The organism is Mesonia profundi (genome assembly GCF_031085155.1).
Taxonomy (GTDB): Bacteria; Bacteroidota; Bacteroidia; order Flavobacteriales; family Flavobacteriaceae; genus Mesonia; species Mesonia profundi.
Genome location: NZ_JAVHUL010000024.1, coordinates 1 through 17,911 on the forward strand (window position 1 = coordinate 1; position 17,911 = coordinate 17,911).

Genomic DNA, 17,911 nt, shown 5'->3' on the forward strand with positions numbered 1-17,911 from the left:
GATGATGCCAATCGCGAAGTATTGTTCGTAGAGTCTGACTATTCTTTGGCTAGTAAACGAGTGCTTTGGGTGTTAACCCATCTGATCAAACAACGAGGAAAACCTAAAAATATTCGGATGGATAACGGTCCAGAGTTTATTGCAACGATAACAAAAGATTGGAGTGAGGCCTACGGAATAGTTTTTAAATATATACAGCCTGGAAAGCCCACACAAAATGCGTTTATAGAGCGTTTCAATGGTTCATTCCGCAGAGGTGTTTTAGATGCTCATATTTTTAAAACCATACATCAAGTGAGAGAAATTACAGCAGTTTGGGTGGAGGATTACAATAATTTTAGACCACACGATAGCTTAAAAAATCTTCCTCCAATAGTTTTTGCTAAAATTCATTTGAACCAAAGTTCACGCCTAAATGAATAATATTTTCTAATTTAGTACTGTCCTAAAAAGGGGAAGTCTACAATTCCAAGAAAAATGTTTTAGTTCAGAAAAAGATGACAGCCCTTCTGATTTTGAAAGTAATGGCATATAATTATCTGCAGTAGATTCAAACCACTGAATGCCTTTAGCATAGACCTGTTTTGCAGTCATTCGAGTTATCTCGGTCTTACCATCATCTAACCTAAATAATTCTTTCCCTCCGCTCGTGGTTACAATTATGTCTTCCGGTGCACGACCATCAGGGTCAACATATCGTAATGGGTTGTTCATAGTGTAGTTGTACGGCGACCACTCGGGCATACTCTCCGCCAACGGGTCAACACTTAACCAAATACTCCACTTTGGGTTATAGTAACGTGCGCCATAATAGTAATTGCCCGTTTCAGCATCAAACTCCTTGGCGTTGAACTTGTACGGGGAATTGTTAGAATTAAGATGCTCCTCTACCAAAGTTTCGCCAAACGGTAAATATTCCATATGTTGAGTCACATTTCCGTCTAAGTTATGATATAACTGGAGCTCCCCAAATGGTCGGGATGAATATAGAAAACTTCTAAGTCGCCTGTGTGATGAAAGCTAACTCCAAAATATTAAATAAAAGGGTCAAAGGCTTGGAGTTCAATACAACTTTAATTTAGTGGTATCAGACGGGTGCCAGCGGAGTTTCTTGAATTTTATCTAAGAATTAGCACTAATTTGTAGGAGGAGGAGGAGGAGGAGTGCTTTTACATCGAGTATTAAATGTCAAATATATGGAAATAGGTTTTGATTTAACAATTTTTAGTTTTTCATTAAATGTCAAATTAGAATATTTTTTCCTAAAAAAAAGTTGCGAATCTTTTATCCTTATAGTTTTATATGCATGAATTATTGAATTAATAGTCTTCGCATAATTATTCCACGCATCAAAACTTTTATTTATCAAGGCTGGACAACTAATAGATACATGAAGGTAAGGAGTTTCTTTTTTTAAGGAATGAGGCACAGTGTTATTAAATTCATTAACAAATTCTTCACTAAGAGAACCATTATTTTTTTTAGTTTCAGATAGAACAATTATGGAATCTTTCGCATTAATACATATATCAAAAATATACCTATCAATATATGGTTCTGTAGGGGAAAAACGTTTTGAAAAAACTTTTAATTGAATTTTTTTAAGTTCTAGATTAATACTATCCGTAATATATAAATAATCACCATCTTGAAACTTTTTACTTTCAACTATTTTTTTTAATTCATTCCCCTTTATTTCTTCCTTTTCATTCAAGGATAGGTTCAAATTAGTCAGGCTATTTGTTTTCTTTGAGGAGCATCCAATAAAAATAAATAAACAGAAAAAAAATAATGAGTATCTCATAGAATTTATTAATAATTGTTAATATTGTTTTTGTCAATTTTAAGCATCTTATTAGGTTCTCTTGTCATTTTAGGCCAGCTTCTTGGAATAACATTATTGTAAATTTCTTTTGTGATTTTTGGCATATATATGTAAAACTTTGCATTAGGACTTGCTTCCAATATATTTCTGTAGAAATCTGTATCACCAGGTTTATTTCTTCCTGATGGATAAAAATCATATCTAGCCGTACCCGTATGATTATGATAATGCTGTGTGGTATTAAACTTATTAAAACCCAACTCTCCAAATACAGGAGACTGGTCATCAGCTCCTAAAGTTCCTAATGCCCATTTACCATCATTTCTACCGTGCAAAGCCCATTCACTTTTATTATTTTTTGCCGCAAATTTAAAAATGTTTAAGGCTTCTTTTTTGTTATTAGTTATGGCGTATTGACCTTGTAACTCACCATCAGTATTTTCATATGGTTGACAAAAGTTTGGATCATCTTCAGATAAACTACTTAAAACATTTTTATCGTTTACAACCAAATGATCTATTTCTGTATTTTTATTCCCATTATCATCCAATGCAAATAATCTATCTGGATCATCGTTTGTAGGTCCTATTTGTGTAATCTTACCATCCTTACTCAAACCATAATCAGTATCGGGACTCTCTACCACCATCCCGGTTGGATCTGTATAAATAACAGGATTATTAAGTGTGTAACTGTACGGTGACCAGCTTGGGTATTTCTCCGCCATTGGATCAACACTTAGCCAAATACTCCATTTAGGATTATAGTAACGAGCACTATAATAATAATTCCCTGTATCCTCATCCAGTTCTTTCCCGTTAAATTTAAACGGAGAATTGTTAGAGTTGGTATGTTCATCTACCAAGGTCTCGCCAAACGGTAAATATTCCATATGCTGAGTCACATTTCCGTTTAAGTTAGTGATATAACTAGAACTTCCCAAATGGTCTGGATGAAAATAGAAAACTTCTAGTTCGCCTTTGTGGGAAAAGCCAATTCCACTATATTGAGTTAAAGGATTTAAAGTTGGAGGCTGTAGATTAAACGTACTGTAAACGGACTGTAAAGCCGCGCCAGCTTCAATAAGCCTTGTAGTACTCCAGTAATGAATTTCTTCTATATTCAAATTGGGAATTACAGTATTTATAACATTGGGTATTCCTCCCAATTCATCTGTAGTTCCTATTTTTGAGGCTACTCGTTCACTCCCTACATAATAATGTTTGGTGTAACTTACACTGGGTCTATTTCTTTTACTCTTATTGTCTGGTTTTGCAATGATAAGTCCGCTGGGATAAAGCATTACATTATCTTCTTCTACATCTTCTTGCTCTTTTGCGTTAGACCGTATCTTTAAGCGATTTAGATTTCTTTTTATAATTCTTTCGCCCCCGGCATCGAATGTGACGAAGTAAAACCGTCTATTGAGATGTTTAAACAATTAGCCGAAGCTCTGGAAGTATCCTTAAATTAACTAGTTGGCTCTACAGATATACTTTTAGAAAAGAATATTGTTAATCGTGTTCTTGATATCCAAAAACTAAAAGAGAACGAAAAACAACACGTTTTCGCTCTCCTTGATGCTTTCTTGAAGCAAACCAAACTGCAAAGTATTATGTAAATGAAAAAGCCCTGCAATTTACGCAAGGTTATATCCTATTTTCTAACTTTTAAAAGCATAAACGGCACTCGTTATAAACGAGCGCTAGCGGGGAATCAGATAAAACTAAATAACAAATTGATAAATAATTAGAATTAGTATTAGAATTAGAAATGAAATTGATGCATTTAAATATGGTCTGTCATTTAAAATAATTTTCAATGGTTTTTTTAGGAATAGCCGACGAATTAATGCTCCTGGAAAATTCAAAATAAAAATTACTAATAATCTAAAAATGACAGTTAAGATAAAGTTCATTATTTTTTAATTGAATTAAGTGTTCTATTTGTACCTTCAGTTACACCTGCTTTAATTGCTTCATCTATTAATGTTGGCGCATATTTATTGACAGCTGGAATTGCAGTATTAAACACTGGTTTATATAATGTCAAAGGAATAAATACAGCTGATAAAGTATTTGTTATTTTTCTTTTTCCTTCCTCCCAAGTTGGTCTACCTGTGCTAGATGCACTTCTTCCTTTTACAATACTCCAGTTGTCAAGGTTATATGAGTTTTGTATTAAGTAATTATTCATAACAGCTTTGTCTTCTCCAGATATAGCAAGATTAAAACCTCTATCTAGTTGATTTATTATTCCAATCCCAATATCTTGTGGAACTTCTACAATAAAGGCAGCCATATTAGAACTATAACGACTTGCTTTTTCTCCAAGCGTTAAATTAGATTTTATACCCGTGCCGCTTATGGTTTCACGACTTTCACCTTTATTATAATTTTTACCAGTATCCGAATTGGTAAAACTCCCGTTTTCATTTAAACTATAGTGTTCATGGTTCTCATAATTGGAAGCAACTAAATTAGTTGATGCGCCAAGATTTTCATAACCATCTTTTTCTCCACTCCCTTCATAATACTCTACATCATTTGTAGATTTATTACGATACCAATTTGGAGGAACAGCCTTTCCTTCTTCCACCACCATTCCTGTTGGATCTGTATAACGTATAGGATTCTGCAACGTATACGCATAACTACTAAAGGAAGGGTATTTCTCCGCCATAGGATCTACACTTAACCAAATACTCCACTTTGGATTGTAGTAACGTGCCCCATAATAATAGTTCCCAGTTTCCTCATCCAATTCTTTCCCATTAAATTTAAACGGAGAGTTGTTAGAGTTGGTATGTTCATCTACCAAGGTCTCGCCAAAAGGTAAATATTCCATATGCTGAGTCACATTTCCGTCTAAGTTAGTGATATAACTAGAACTTCCCAAATGGTCAGGATGAAAATAGAAAACTTCTAAGTCGCCTGTGTGGGAAAAGCCAATTCCACTATATTGAGTTAAAGGATTTAAAGTTGGAGGCTGTAGATTAAACGTACTGTAAACGGACTGTAAAGCCGCGCCAGCTTCAATAAGCCTTGTAGTACTCCAGTAATGAATTTCTTCTATATTCAAATTGGGAATTACAGTATTTATAACATTGGGTATTCCTCCCAATTCATCTGTAGTTCCTATTTTTGAGGCTACTCGTTCACTCCCTACATAATAATGTTTGGTGTAACTTACACTGGGTCTATTTCTTTTACTCTTATTGTCTGGTTTTGCAATGATAAGTCCGCTGGGATAAAGCATTACATTATCTTCTTCTACATCTTCTTGCTCTTTTGCGTTAGACCGTATCTTTAAGCGATTTAGATTTCTTTTTATGATTCTATCGCCTCCTGCATCATAGGTGTAAACTCCTATAGGGTGTTGTGTGTTGGAGTCTGGTTTTAAATTAACAGCGGTTAATCTATTTTCTTCATCCCATAGATTTTTACGCAAACTTACCTCCAACTCCCCTATGGTTTCCTTTATTTCTAATTGGTTACCATTGGCATCATAGTCTATCTCACGTGTTTTTATCCTAGGGTCGTCTCCATTGCAACAATTTTCATCGGGTTGTTCCACAATTTTTCTTAAGGTATTGGGTTGTTGGTAGCCATAATCTCCCGTAAAACCAGAAGCTCCGCCTTATTCTTCATAATTTAACGTATAATTGGTATTAAAATTAATTTGCGGGTTGTTCATATTACCCCTACACTAGTAACTGTACCACTCATATGGGTTTGGGTTTTCTTTAAAATGGTATGCGGGTTAAGGTTTGGGTTGGTATCATTATTATACTCCATTTCTAGAGTATAGGCTTGTTTTAAATAAGGAGTGGTCTCATCATTAGGGCCCACATAAGTTCCGTTAGCGGTTACCAGCCTATTATATGTATCATACGTATAAGTATGCTCTACAGGGCCTCCTATTTGCCCTAATGTAGGTAAGCTAGCAGAAGGTGATATAGTTTTTATTTTTTTAATATTGGAAACTTCATCATACTCCTATTGCTTCTTCAAATTGAAATTAGTAAAAGCATGGGTAATCTTTTTCATTCTTCGTCTATAATCATAACTATAATTGGTGGTGGTTTCGTTACCGTATTCAATTTGAATCAAAACTATAAGCAGCCCTAAACTAAATTAAATTTCTACTTATTGAGCTTTTTAACTAATTATAGAATATACCTCTTATATTTGAGATAAGGACAGGGATACAGCATAGCTCCCCTATAGATAAGTCATACCTAAACCATACTGAGTCCACACCCAAACCATAGTGTATTTACATTTTCCCACTAAAAATGTGGTACAGTATGTATTGATTATGTTTTGACTGATGTTTCATTTCGAAGTAACTAGGGGTTTCATCACAAACTTATATTATAGTAAAAAGGAGATTTTTCTTTATTAGTTCAACTGGAGTTTAACCTTAATAATATATACTAATTATTGACTGTAGGTTCATTATTAACTGTTGTCTTAGTAAAACTATTATAAATAAATCTAGATGAAAAGAATCAATTTATTTATGACAATATTTACAGTCTAAAAGAAGTTAAACCCATCGTTAATGTATATCAAGCAAAAATTGAAATTACTGTGACTGACGCTGAAAGTGATGATCTCCTTGTTAGTACTATGATTACATTTTATCAAGAAAATGGAGATGTATATGACTCCTTTTCTACCGATGAGATGAACACGAACATTTTGAAATAGAAATAGATTACTTTAGCGTTTATCGTCTAAGAGCAGCCAAATAAGCTTAAACTCACCCCGGGAACAGATCTTGCTCAAACGCTCAATTTGCGTAATAGTTACTTTGATTTTGACAAATTTAATATCAGATCATCAGAATGGGTCGAATTAGAAAAGTTGATCATTGGGATGGAGGAACATCCTGCTTTAAAGGTTGGTATTTACTCCTACACTGATAGTCGCGGATATGACATCTATAACTAGAACCTTTCTGAACGTCGGGCATAGTCCACACTAGACCATCAACAATACTTACGCTAAGGAACTGGTTATTGATCTTCAGCGGATCAAAATGCCGCGTAACCGCATAATACTCGGCAGAGGTAGAGACCGACTCGAAAGCCTATTGTTTATCTAGCATATATTCATCTTGACTAAGGTTTTGTATCAAGCCTTGTACAGGGTCTTCCGCATATTCATAACGAATGATCAAAGCATTATTAGACAAATACCACTTAAGATGTGGTAGTTATGTAACGGAATTTGCTTCTTATGCAAAAACAAATCCTGATAAAAAAGATAGGTGATCTGACTTATGAGAGTACCCCAATTACAGTTGCGCAACATTTCGTGATTCTAACACGATTCTCCTATTTTACGACTCCATTTTATAGAATTTAAATGCTATCGTCTTTTTTACTTTAGATTCCTCAAAGTTAGAAAAGTTATTGCTATTCCTACTAATAACTTTTTAACAGTTGTTAATAAATCAAAACTAACACCCAATTTTGAGTCTTTTATTTATCTTATATTCCAACTTTAACTTTCATTTTATGAAAAAAGCCATTAAGATCGATTAAGAGTTAATTTTTTAATACGTTTGTGGTGTAAACCTTAGGGGTGTTCTAGATTTTTAGAACTGAGAAAGCCTCTTTGAACCTGATTCGGTTAGTACCAACGAAGGGAAAAGTAAGAAACATATTCCTATATGTGTATACACTTTTTATAACTGTACGCGCTCCTAAGCTGTACTTTGATTTCAAAATGACTCTTTCTCCAAACCTCTAGAATTTACAGCATATTTAAAAAATATTCTGTGCCATGATTACTATACACGTTAATATGGAATTCCTACTCATTTTGTGACGAAATTTATCAAGCCGCTTTATTAGCATTTCCTCTTAATTTAATTTCCATTTCTAGGGGGGAAAGATACCCTAAAGATGAATGTATTCTTACTGTATAATTTAGCCCCTTAATAGTTCGGAGTGATATTTTAAAATTTAATTAATTTTTTTGAAATATGAAATACCAGAAAATGGAGTTTAAAAGAGAAGCTCGAGATGCTATCAAGTGTAGAAAAAGTTGGAGTTGTTTCGGCTACAATTTAAACTGAATCTTCTTACCCTTCTTACCCTTTACATCGGCATCGATAATAAACTCGTCCTGCTTCAAATAAAAAAAATCCATAGTATAATGAGGCATAGGGATCATTAACTTTACCAAAAATAGGTAAGCAGATCGTTTAAAGTGGTTTAGCCTACTAGATAAAAAACGGTTCGAATTTGCACTCGAACCGCTATTGCTTTAATAGACCTTCACCAAGAATATTTATTCATGATGACCAATGGTGTATTGAATTCCAACTGTTGCCATTAAAGTATTATTCATTTGAATCCCATTTACTTTTTGATAGACAGGAACTTTTATTTCTGCTGCCAATCTTAAGTTTTTAAAACTTCCTTTTGGTATTAATAAATTTGTTCCTAAACCAATATCCAACTGATTCCTTCCTGAATTTGCTGTATTAAACGAAGGCATCATCATGGGGTTTAAGTCTGCATCAATACCATTTATTTTCTGTGTATCAAAATAACTTAAACTTGTAGAAAAACTAAAGTAATCAGAAACTTTAATTGCTCCCCATCCTACCATGTCAAATCGATTACCAAAACTATAGCTTTCAGCGTTCTCTCCTAATCTAAATTTGTACATTGATTGAGCTCCCCAAGAAAACCTTTCCAATTGCCCCAAATATGTTAATCCTAAAGTTGGATCCCAAGTTCCGCTTCCCAGTTGCATAGGATAGGCTAATGGAGCATCATTCATCATAGGTGTTGCATCCCGCTGGTCAATGTCCCCTGTTGGAATTGAAATGCCAATATTAGCGTGCAATGACTGCCTATTACGGTTCATTATCTTAATTAGACTACCCAAAGAAACATCACTTATTCCACTTGATTTTGTATTGAAATCAATTCCCATTCCTGTTTTTAAGTCCATAGAGTTAGAAATATAATTTCCCATAAACACAAGTGTAACATAATCCGAAGGTGCGTACATTGCGCCAAGCATGTGCATATCCATCTGCATTTTTTCTGGTGCAACCATAAAATTTCCATAAATACTTTCATTGGATATGTCTCTAGTGGATTGCAGATTACCGTCCATCCACATTGGCATATATTTATAAGAGAACATAAACTCCCCTTTTTTGTGATAATGGTCTCCTATAACGCTTATGGGTGCGTGGCCATCTGGTCTTGCCGAACTCCATTGATTTTCCTGTGCTAATGCTATATTAGAGCATAGCAAAATGATACCCATTATGGGCAATATGATTTTATTGTTCATTATTTTTTTGTTAATTGAAAATTAAAATGTGTTGTTTCTAATTCAATAGAAACTTTCTTAATATGCTAATTAACATTGAGGTGGTGGTGTTGGTGGTGGAATAACTAAGTCTCTTATTGAAGATTGATAAAAGATGTTATGCTTTTTAGAGTGTAAATTTCTAATTTCAAACTTTGGAAATTCATAATTATAAACAATCATAGGGATTCTTTCCTGCTCAACGATTGGCAACTTTTTATCATCTTTGTCCAATTTTTGGACTTCTTCCAATTGTTTACTCAAGTAACACTTCCCATTACAGTTTGACATTGGTTTGTCCTTATTAATACAAAGGACTTCTGAAATATATTCATAATTAACACAGTAGTCTAAAAAAGGCAATAAAGATCTTACTTCTATGAAACAGAAGATAAGTAATAATCCTAAAGCTATTCTCGGTCTCACTCTAATTATTTCCAACTTTTTATAACAAATGCAAAGTTAATATTATTGTCTCTAAGGTCGTTATAAATGCTTGCTATAAAAGATTAAAATATGGCATTCCTTCATATTTCAAATATCGTCCTCACCTCCTCATAAACCCTTTCAAAATTGGCCTCTAAATCAGCTTGGGTAAATTGTTTTGATTCTTCGGAGAGCTCTTTCTGAATCTTTTGCAGCTTAAATTGCACTCTCTTATCCTTCCCATCCGCATAGGTAATAAACTCACCCTGTTTTAATCTAAAAAACACATCCGCCCGTATTTTGGGTATTTCCTTTTCACCCGTGGTTATTCGAGTATCGAAATCTAAATTATGCCCGCGACTTACGCTTTTGGTAGGATCTTTTACAATTTCAAAAAAGCGTTCGTAATATTTAGCGGTATCTGGGTCGTTTACTTTTCCAAAAAATTGATAGGAAAGATTACTCAAAATTGCTTTGCTTGCCTTATCGCCATACATCATATCGTTTTGAATCTTGTCCTGCATCACATAAATCGTAGCAATGTCATAACTCCGCAGCGTTGCCGGAATACGATGCATATTCAATAAACGAATTGTAGGCGCCTCTTCCATCAGGAGGAAAGACGGTTTAGAGTTTCGCACACTCATCTGCTTTGTAATGGTGTGAATGATGGTGGCAATAACCGGAGAATAAGAGGTTTCAAACTTAGGGTTGTTTACTATTGAAATTACCGCAGGGTTTTCAGGATTATTAATATTCAGCGGAACTTCATCTGCGGATAATGCCATAAAAATCCGTTGGGTGCTAATTCGCTTTAGCGCATTGGCTAAGGTACTTTTTACGCCAGCGGTTTGTCGTTCGGAATCCTTTCCACTGATAAAGGCATCTGCCATTGCACGAGAGGTCGTGTTTGATTCCAAAAATGCGATAAGGCTCTTTGTGTCTAAAAATTGGTAAACAGCGATAAGGTGCGGTAAGGTGCAGTATTGAGGATAGGACGATTTCAGTTTCCAGATCAAACCGCCAATCAATCCTTCCGCCGCATCATTGAAAAATTTCGTCGTCCCTGTTGTTCCAGATTCCCGCTGTTCCAAAAGATTCTCTATAAGCACTCTTGAAACTTCATTTACGCTTTCCTCATTCTCTAAATACCTTGGAGCAATAGGATTTACCCTATGGATGATTTTGTCAAAGGAAATGATCTTAAACGGAATCTCACCATTCTTAAAAAGTGGATATGCCATTTCTGTCAACTCAAAATCTTTATAGTCGTGGATAATTCCGCAGAATTGATGCTCTTGAAAATGCTTCAAAAATCCATAAACCACACTCTCGGTCTTTCCACTTCCTGCAGAACCAATAATAGAAGCACCGCGTTTGATATTATCCAATTTAAAATTTCCTCTAGTAATTAAAAAGTTAACTTGGTATTTATTCTCGACATTTTGTACGTTTTCAGACTTATGCAAAAACACATATAGTCCCGTATTAATTAACATCAGCGGACAAACTAAATAGAGTAATATCGATACTAATTCATTTACTTCAGATGTATAGAATACAAAGACTGAAAGCAGAATGGTATTTAAAAGAAACGCAAATTTACTTAACCGAAACATCACATAGAAAATAGTACAGGCTAGGCCAATAATTATAAATGTGGTTATGAAATTGTCTATGTGCATACTAATTAGATTCCTATGGAACTTGATTTAATGGCTACTTCTACCCCACGTCTCAACCGTTTAAAAATTCTAAGCGCGATTTGTGCTTGACTAATTGGAATATTTGAAACCAATGGCAAACCTGTTTTTGTTATCATTTTAAATGCTAATGCTTTTTCATTTGCTGGTAGTTTCATCAAAGCTGCAAAATAAAGGTTGGGGTTTTTTATAAAATCTTTTCTCGATTTATAGGTTTCCGCAAAGTTGCGTTTGTACCCGAAAGTCTTGTCAAAAGTCTTCTCTGCTTTCGTAAAAAAGCTATCTCGATCAAAACCCCGTTTTACCTTTTTACCGTGCATTTCAACTTCTGAAGCTTTGTACTTACTTCCTGGGGATAGGCTGACCGAATTGGAAGCATCTTTTCTACTCACGATAATATGAATGTGACTTTGATTTCCCGGCTTTGGCATTCCTTGGACTATGCGTTTTCCGTTTATTTGATGTGGTGCCGCTTTTTCCAATGCATTGATTTCCTTTTGTAGCTTCCTTATACTTCCTTCCCCTCTGCCCTGCTCTACGGTTCTAATCTCATTTTTTAGCTGTAATATTTTGGTGGCAAAAGATTGATTTTCTTTAACCTGTATGTCCGTTCCCTTAAAAGTTCTTTGATGTTCTATTTTGGCGTAGTATTTTATATCATTGATTGTAAGAGGTCGTCCATTTATTTCTCGGTTGAACGATGCCACATAGTCTTTCATTAGCTCTCTGGTGTATTGTTTTAAATCTTGGCTATTGTTCTGCAATTTTCTCAATTCATATTTTGAAGGACTGACCGTAATGGAGTAAAATTTAGGCTCTTTATTTTTTAATTTTGCAGTATTTCCATCAATTTCTTTTATTACTTCTTCCCGGAAATCTCCTCGCCATGTTGATTGAAAAAGTGCTCCATTCCCTCCTGTCCAACGAGCAAATCCTGAGATTCCAAACCATGATTTTCTTTCTCTAAATAAGCCACAAAATCAGAAGAACTTTGTGAGTAATTCCCGCCTAATTTTTGAGGTGTGATAGTGATATACATAATTCAAGAAATTAAAGTTTGTTGTTTTGATTTCGCTTTTCTTGAATCTTGACTTGCTTGTTTTTCTCTACAAATTTCTTTTCTAAAATCAAGGGTTTATGGTCTGGTTCCTCCGTCTGAAAAAGTGATTGAATCATAGCTACCGTAGGTTTAGTTTGTGTCTTTTCCACATCTCGCATTATGGCGATGACCGCGTTAATTCTTTTTAGTAATTTGGCTTCGATGGTTTGTCCTGTCGGACCTAATTTTTCCTTTGGCGATATCTCATTATAGAAGAAAAAATCGAGCATCGTAGCCATGGCCTCGGTGTGTGATTTGAAGTGTGTGCGTGAAAATTCCTGAAAACGTTTGGCTGTTTCCTTTTTGAATCTAATGCCGATAAATGAGTCCATATTTCGCCGATTTGTCGCAAATTTTTCCCTGAAATGAGGTATTTCCAACCCGTTTGTCGCAAATCGTTGATTATTAGGAAATTAAAACATAATTAATTAACTGATAATCAGTTGATTATAAACGAAAAGGAATCCGAAACATCGCGCAGCGTGTTACCCTCTTGCTATTCCTTTTCGTTCGCCATAGGCGAACAAAAATTTCATACAATCCGACTATAAAGCCGATTGCCATTTTCAAGGAAAATTATTTTCCGATATGTTATTTTTCGATGGGTACGGTTATCGGCGAAAGTCAAAAATGGATAACCCTACGTAATTTAAATGCTGAATTTCAGCGAAATAAAGATACGTTTTTTTCTTAAACTGGAAATAATTAAACAAAAAAACACCTTTAAAAATTTAGAGGTGCTTAACTATTAAGTTCAAAAAATTAAATCTTGAATACAAACGTGTAGGAGTACAAATTTCGCATTGCTTCTTCTTCAATCATCGTTTCAAAACAAGTGTAATTTTTTCTTACGTATTTGCGAATATCATCGCCAAATTTTCGTTCCACATCTTTTTTAGAATCCTCTAGAAGTCGGTTTTGAGTTTCTTCGCTCAAGTCTGTAAAATTAAGATATACCATAACTTTTAATTTTTAATATTCGCTTGGTAACATCAAGGTATCATTTACAAAAAATAATCGTAGTTCATCGAGCGGAAAATCCGTGACACAATAGCCGTGTTTTTCCAAAATATTGTTGTTCCCATCGCTGTAAATGATTTCGGCTTCATAGCCTGTAAAATTCTGTCTTTCTTCTGACAATTTTTTAAAGTCTATGGTTATAAACTCGCTTCGGTTCATCAGACTTTTTGCAATTACGGAAGTGTCCGTAATGAGCCAAAAACAATCCGCCACATGGGCAAGGTATTTTAGACCGTCTGTAAAACGTGTTCTAATTAATGGGATTTGATAAAACATTTCCGTTCCATGAAAATGTTGTAAACCTTCTTTGATTTCGTTAACTTGTGATTTCATATTAATTTTATTTAAGAGTTAATAATGAAAAAGAGGGCGCTACTTTAGACGGAAACGCCCTCTTTATTTTTAAATATTACTCAGCATTATTGCCGTCCTTAGTTCCCAACAAAAGAATTTCGTTGGCTTCTACTTCGGTAACATATCTTGTAATACCGTCCTTATCCTCATAGCTACGGGATTTAAGTTTTCCGCTAACTCCGATTTCTTTGCCCTTTCTGGCATATTTCTCGATAATTTCGGCAGTTTTGCCCCAAGCTACTACGGTGTGCCATTCGGTATTTTGTGTTTTCTGGCCATTTGTGTTTTTGAAGAACTCGTTTGTGGCAAGTGAAAAACGGGCTACCTTTTTACCGCTTTCAAGGTTCGTAATGGTTGGCTCTTGACCAACATTTCCAATTAACTGTACGTGATTTTTTAAAGTGTTCATAATAAAATATTTAAGAATTAATTAAAATGCTCCCTGAACTCTTCAGATAGTTTGCGTTTATATTTTTTTGAAATGATTTACTTATTATATCCAGAGCGTTTTCCTTTTTTTGTTTTTGTAAGATTTCATACTATTCGATTTACTTCCCATAGAGCCGTCCGCTGTTACCTTTTTTTGTTGCTGATATAGTTGCTAAGAGTTGGAATTAATAAGGAGTTATAAAAGGGAGACACGACCGGTTATGCACTCCGTTTAACTTCCAACTATTGGTATTTTGCTTACAAAAAAACGGTTGGTACAGCGGTGGTTTGGGAGTTGGTTTAAATGCCTTTTTTGAAATACAAAAACATAGGAAGCGGGACTAAATGGTAAATGGAATTCCGATGAAGCGGACTCCGTTCACGATTTCGGATTGGGAATGAAGCGTCCCGTTCCAGCATAGCGGATCGGACAAGCGGAATGAAAAGTAGAAATCGGGGGTGGTGTCCAAGACATTTGCAGAGAAGCTCTTTGCCCGGAATGGAGCGATTCCTGCCCCTTCGGCAGGTGAGCGCGAAATGAAGTGGCAATGTGCTGAACGGCTTATGAAAACGAATTATCTTATTTAAGTAGGATTTAAAGCGGACTTGAATCTAAAGGTGCAGATTGAAATGCCTGTGCTGAGTTTAATCGATGTAGAGTTTGGCCACCTCCCGAATTTTCTCGGGAATGAGTGGACAAGTGAAATGCAAATCGGAAGCTTTGGAGTTGTGTCCAAGACCTTTTTTAATGAAGCGCTTTTCCCGGATTGGAGCTTTTCTGCGGAATGGAGGGGAATGGGCTGAGTGGGATGATTATAGGTTTATTATCTGAAGCAGGATCTAAAGCGGACTTGACTCTAAAGGTGCAGATTGAAATGCCTGTGCTGAGTTTAATCGAAGTAGAGTTTGGCCACCTCCCGACTTTTCTCGGGAATGAGTGGACAAGTGAAATGCAAATCGGAAGCTTTGGAGTTGTGTCCAAGATCTTTTTTAATGAAGCGCTTTTCCCGGATTGGAGCTTTTTCTGCGGAATGGAGGGGAATGGGCTGAGTGCATTTCGATACTCAAATACCTCTTTAAAAGTAGTAATTCTTTATTGGTCTCAGGAATAGTTAAAACTATGCACTTTATTTTGGGGAAAATCCATGATTATCTATCTGAAAATAAAGGAAAACGCAGTGCTCGCCATCTTTTGTTCTTGCTTTTTTTCCACCACACAATAAATCCCGTTATTGGCAAACTTGCTGAAATTAAACAGACAAGAAATGCTAAGATTTTTGTCCATTGGCCGCCAATCGCGCCAACGTGTAGATCATAATTTATGCGCATTAATTGATCGCCACCATTAATTTCAGAGAAAGGCAAGTCTACATTCAGTTTTTTCAGAGATCCTTGCTCATAGCTAGCTTTAATAGACTTCCACCGTGATTTGGTGGTTGGGTTTGTTTCAGTTCCCCAAACGGCTGATTTGTTTCTTGGATAGTAAATCGCAAATTGATGGGTTTGTAAGTCAACACCATCATTTATGGCCTGTGTTAACAATCGGTCTTCATCTGCTTGCCAATAATTGCTTTCAACAGTTGTATCTGAAACAAACCTTTTAAACTCTGGTTGTGATTTTCCGGCGGAAGCCACATAATAACTTGCATCTTTAAACCATTGCATACCATACACCATTCCTGTAAGTGCCAGAATCAAGGCTACCAACAAAGAATAAAAGCCTAATACATTATGCAAATCGTAATTAACACGTTTAAACTTGGCTTTCCATTTTATAGTTAAAGCGTTTTTAACCTCCCTTTTTTTCCATTTTTTTGGCCACCATAGAATCATTCCGGTAATCAAAGCGATTACGAATATTAAAGTTCCGTAAGCTACAATGGGTTTGCCAATATTTCTTGGCAACCAAAGTTGATAATGCCCAATAACCATTTGCCTAAAAAAATCGGTATCTAAGCGTTGTTGTTTTAAAACTTCTCCTGAATATGGATTTACAAAATGAACCACCTGATTTTCTCTATCGCCATAATATGGTACGATGGCAGACCGTGTTGCACCACGATAAATCACCGATGAAACACCGTCGAGTTTGTACTGCTGCTTTACACTTTCTGCGATTTGAGAAGGTGGTGAAAATTGTTCATCCTGAAGAGCAACGGACTGATAACCCTGTAAAAGCAATCGCAATTCTTCTTCATATACTAAGGCAGCTCCTGTTAGGCTTACGACAACAATGACAACGCCCGAAATCAAACCCAGCCATAAATGAAGCCAAAGACTAAATCTATAAAGGAATGATCGGTTTTTTATTTTGCCTTTTTGCCTTGCCATAAAATGGTTTACTATCTTATTTTGAAGATAAAGATTCTTGCTTTTGAAACATTTCAGAAAGAATAAAACCGGAAATCCCAAAATAAATGACCGGTTTTATATTGACTAACTACTAATTTTTATTGTGCTATTTTTGAAATTCCACCTACAAAACTTGCATCAACTTGTGCACCTTTTGTAGCGGTTGCATTGTTTAAATCTGTACGGTATATATTCGTTGTTCCATTTGCATCGGTAATTGCAGTATATACACTATTACCATCTTTAAAAGCTGCAAAGCTTCTTCCACCATTGCCTGTAAATTCTGGTGCGCTTGAAACGTTGGTAATCGTTTTTAAATTTAAATCTACTATTGCCAACTTTAAATTGGTGTCGCTGTAAACATTTCCGAAGCCATTGCTACCATCTGGACCTTCTAAAACCTTTGTTGAAACTGCTGCAAATAATTTACCGTCTCCAGCATATATTGCGTGAATTATTTTTCCACCATTGGTAACATTTTCAGTATTAAACGTATAGTTGGGGTCAAATTGAGTTCCGCCAGCTGGTATTTTTAAGATTCCTGCCTCTTTGGTTGCTTGGGTAAAACCGAAATTACTGTTAGAAACCGTAAAAATATCACCGTTTTCTGTTGTGTAAACTCCACTTTGCGTATTAAACGCGCCAGCAGGGCCAAAGCGGTTATCGCTTATTACACGATCTAATGTAAATTCTGGATAGTTATAAATTGCTACGTATTGCGTATCTGTATTGGGCGTATTAAAATCGTCTTTATTGACCAGGTAAAAAGTTTGGTACAATTTATTACCGCTTATTTGCATTCCCGTATGGAAAATCCTATTGTTTGCAGTATCTGGATTAACGCCTTCAAATGGTACTTGTCCTGTATTTACTATGGCATTCGTTTCAATATCAATAGTATAAAATTGTATCGCAGCATTTGCTGTTTGATCTTGTGGTACTGAAATACCCAACATTGTAGTAGTATTAATCTGTTCAAAACCGTCTAACTGCAACGGAAATGTTAGACTGTTGTTTACATTTAATCCGCCATCTGTTGCGAGGGTATATGCATTAACATCTGTTACGCCCAAACCACCAATACTGTAAAATGTATTGCCGCCGGTTGCATAATCCCTATATCCATCTTGAAGTATTCCTTGGTTTTGTAAGTCGATGGTACCCGTCATTAAATCGTCAACACCAAGCACAAAGTTTGTGGTTTCAGTTGAAGTTGTAACGCCTAAACCTAATACAAACTTACTCGTTGTTGGAGTTGTAGTTTCAGTTGTGGTATTATCGTCATCACTTGAACAACTTGCAAATACTATAACACTTGCAACTAACATTGTTTTTAAAATTGTTTTCATTTTTATC

16 protein-coding genes, 1 pseudogene and 1 riboswitch are annotated in these 17,911 nt (G+C 35.4%); of the genes and pseudogenes, 2 read left to right on the top strand and 15 right to left on the bottom strand.

The genetic code is table 11. From position 1 onward, the window contains the following. Positions 1-423, top strand: a 423-nt coding sequence (locus RBU60_RS09605; protein ID WP_308864683.1) for an integrase core domain-containing protein, incomplete at its 5' end; no start/stop codon positions are given. A 6-nt stretch (positions 424-429) separates the two neighbouring features. Here the strand turns inward: RBU60_RS09605 and RBU60_RS09610 are convergent. The 13 genes and pseudogenes from RBU60_RS09610 to RBU60_RS09670 form a co-directional block, all read right to left on the bottom strand. Then, a complete protein-coding gene (locus tag RBU60_RS09610) occupies positions 430-921 on the bottom strand; it encodes an RHS repeat-associated core domain-containing protein (protein WP_308864684.1) in 492 nt (163 codons plus the stop codon). A gap of 214 nt (positions 922-1,135) precedes the next feature. Next, the gene (locus tag RBU60_RS09615; RefSeq protein WP_308864685.1) at positions 1,136-1,804 is read right to left on the bottom strand and encodes a hypothetical protein; all 669 of its coding nucleotides are present in this window, start codon (positions 1,802-1,804) and stop codon (positions 1,136-1,138) included. An 8-nt stretch (positions 1,805-1,812) separates the two neighbouring features. Beyond that, positions 1,813-3,267 carry an RHS repeat domain-containing protein gene (locus RBU60_RS09620; RefSeq protein ID WP_308864686.1) on the bottom strand — a complete coding sequence of 485 codons (1,455 nt, stop codon included), beginning with the start codon at positions 3,265-3,267 and terminating at the stop codon, positions 1,813-1,815. 476 nt (positions 3,268-3,743) lie between these two features. Next, the gene (locus RBU60_RS09625) at positions 3,744-5,402 is read right to left on the bottom strand and encodes an RHS repeat domain-containing protein (protein WP_308864688.1); all 1,659 of its coding nucleotides are present in this window, start codon (positions 5,400-5,402) and stop codon (positions 3,744-3,746) included. A 116-nt stretch (positions 5,403-5,518) separates the two neighbouring features. After that, entirely contained in the window at positions 5,519-5,677 is a 159-nt protein-coding gene (locus tag RBU60_RS09630) for a hypothetical protein (RefSeq protein WP_308864689.1), read from the bottom strand. A 1,729-nt stretch (positions 5,678-7,406) separates the two neighbouring features. Beyond that, positions 7,407-7,503: riboswitch (TPP riboswitch) on the top strand. A gap of 628 nt (positions 7,504-8,131) precedes the next feature. Then, positions 8,132-9,154: a transporter gene (locus tag RBU60_RS09635; RefSeq protein WP_308864691.1), complete on the bottom strand. Its 1,023-nt coding sequence runs from the start codon at positions 9,152-9,154 to the stop codon at positions 8,132-8,134. A 69-nt stretch (positions 9,155-9,223) separates the two neighbouring features. Further along, positions 9,224-9,613 (bottom strand): hypothetical protein, encoded by a 390-nt coding sequence (locus RBU60_RS09640; RefSeq protein ID WP_308864692.1) that lies wholly within the window; start codon positions 9,611-9,613, stop codon positions 9,224-9,226. Positions 9,614-9,699: 86 nt separating this feature from the next. Then, positions 9,700-11,283 carry a type IV secretory system conjugative DNA transfer family protein gene (locus tag RBU60_RS09645; RefSeq protein WP_308864693.1) on the bottom strand — a complete coding sequence of 528 codons (1,584 nt, stop codon included), beginning with the start codon at positions 11,281-11,283 and terminating at the stop codon, positions 9,700-9,702. Between the two features lie 5 nt (positions 11,284-11,288). Further along, positions 11,289-12,340 (bottom strand): annotated as a pseudogene (gene mobB / locus RBU60_RS09650) (MobB family relaxase). Between the two features lie 11 nt (positions 12,341-12,351). Then, entirely contained in the window at positions 12,352-12,732 is a 381-nt protein-coding gene (locus RBU60_RS09655; RefSeq protein WP_308864694.1) for a BfmA/BtgA family mobilization protein, read from the bottom strand. A gap of 430 nt (positions 12,733-13,162) precedes the next feature. Beyond that, positions 13,163-13,360: a hypothetical protein gene (locus tag RBU60_RS09660; protein WP_308864695.1), complete on the bottom strand. Its 198-nt coding sequence runs from the start codon at positions 13,358-13,360 to the stop codon at positions 13,163-13,165. Positions 13,361-13,372: 12 nt separating this feature from the next. After that, complete coding sequence (locus RBU60_RS09665; protein WP_308864696.1) at positions 13,373-13,753, bottom strand: DUF6876 family protein; 381 nt, start codon at positions 13,751-13,753, stop codon at positions 13,373-13,375. 76 nt (positions 13,754-13,829) lie between these two features. Then, positions 13,830-14,183, bottom strand: coding sequence for a single-stranded DNA-binding protein (locus RBU60_RS09670; RefSeq protein ID WP_308864698.1), 354 nt, complete (start codon positions 14,181-14,183; stop codon positions 13,830-13,832). Between the two features lie 787 nt (positions 14,184-14,970). On the opposite strand from RBU60_RS09670, the gene RBU60_RS09675 reads away from it, so the two are divergent. Continuing rightward, positions 14,971-15,315 (top strand): hypothetical protein, encoded by a 345-nt coding sequence (locus RBU60_RS09675; protein WP_308864699.1) that lies wholly within the window; start codon positions 14,971-14,973, stop codon positions 15,313-15,315. Positions 15,316-15,352: 37 nt separating this feature from the next. Here RBU60_RS09675 and RBU60_RS09680 read toward each other — a convergent pair whose 3' ends face one another. Together RBU60_RS09680 and RBU60_RS09685 are read right to left on the bottom strand one after the other, a co-directional pair. Next, positions 15,353-16,534 carry a PepSY-associated TM helix domain-containing protein gene (locus RBU60_RS09680; protein WP_308864700.1) on the bottom strand — a complete coding sequence of 394 codons (1,182 nt, stop codon included), beginning with the start codon at positions 16,532-16,534 and terminating at the stop codon, positions 15,353-15,355. Between the two features lie 119 nt (positions 16,535-16,653). Beyond that, entirely contained in the window at positions 16,654-17,883 is a 1,230-nt protein-coding gene (locus RBU60_RS09685; RefSeq protein WP_308864701.1) for a DUF4374 domain-containing protein, read from the bottom strand. Between the last annotated feature and the right edge of the window lie 28 nt (positions 17,884-17,911).

Bases quoted from the DNA above. Each gene is read 5' to 3' on its own strand.
- RBU60_RS09655 (WP_308864694.1), bottom strand. From the start codon at position 12,732: ATGGACTCATTTATCGGCATTAGATTCAAAAAGGAAACAGCCAAACGT.
- RBU60_RS09610 (WP_308864684.1), bottom strand. From the start codon at position 921: ATGGAATATTTACCGTTTGGCGAAACTTTGGTAGAGGAGCATCTTAAT.
- RBU60_RS09615 (WP_308864685.1), bottom strand. From the start codon at position 1,804: ATGAGATACTCATTATTTTTTTTCTGTTTATTTATTTTTATTGGATGC.
- RBU60_RS09685 (WP_308864701.1), bottom strand. From the start codon at position 17,883: ATGTTAGTTGCAAGTGTTATAGTATTTGCAAGTTGTTCAAGTGATGAC.
- RBU60_RS09635 (WP_308864691.1), bottom strand. From the start codon at position 9,154: ATGAACAATAAAATCATATTGCCCATAATGGGTATCATTTTGCTATGC.
- RBU60_RS09665 (WP_308864696.1), bottom strand. From the start codon at position 13,753: ATGAAATCACAAGTTAACGAAATCAAAGAAGGTTTACAACATTTTCAT.
- RBU60_RS09680 (WP_308864700.1), bottom strand. From the start codon at position 16,534: ATGGCAAGGCAAAAAGGCAAAATAAAAAACCGATCATTCCTTTATAGA.
- RBU60_RS09645 (WP_308864693.1), bottom strand. From the start codon at position 11,283: ATGCACATAGACAATTTCATAACCACATTTATAATTATTGGCCTAGCC.
- RBU60_RS09670 (WP_308864698.1), bottom strand. From the start codon at position 14,183: ATGAACACTTTAAAAAATCACGTACAGTTAATTGGAAATGTTGGTCAA.
- RBU60_RS09660 (WP_308864695.1), bottom strand. From the start codon at position 13,360: ATGGTATATCTTAATTTTACAGACTTGAGCGAAGAAACTCAAAACCGA.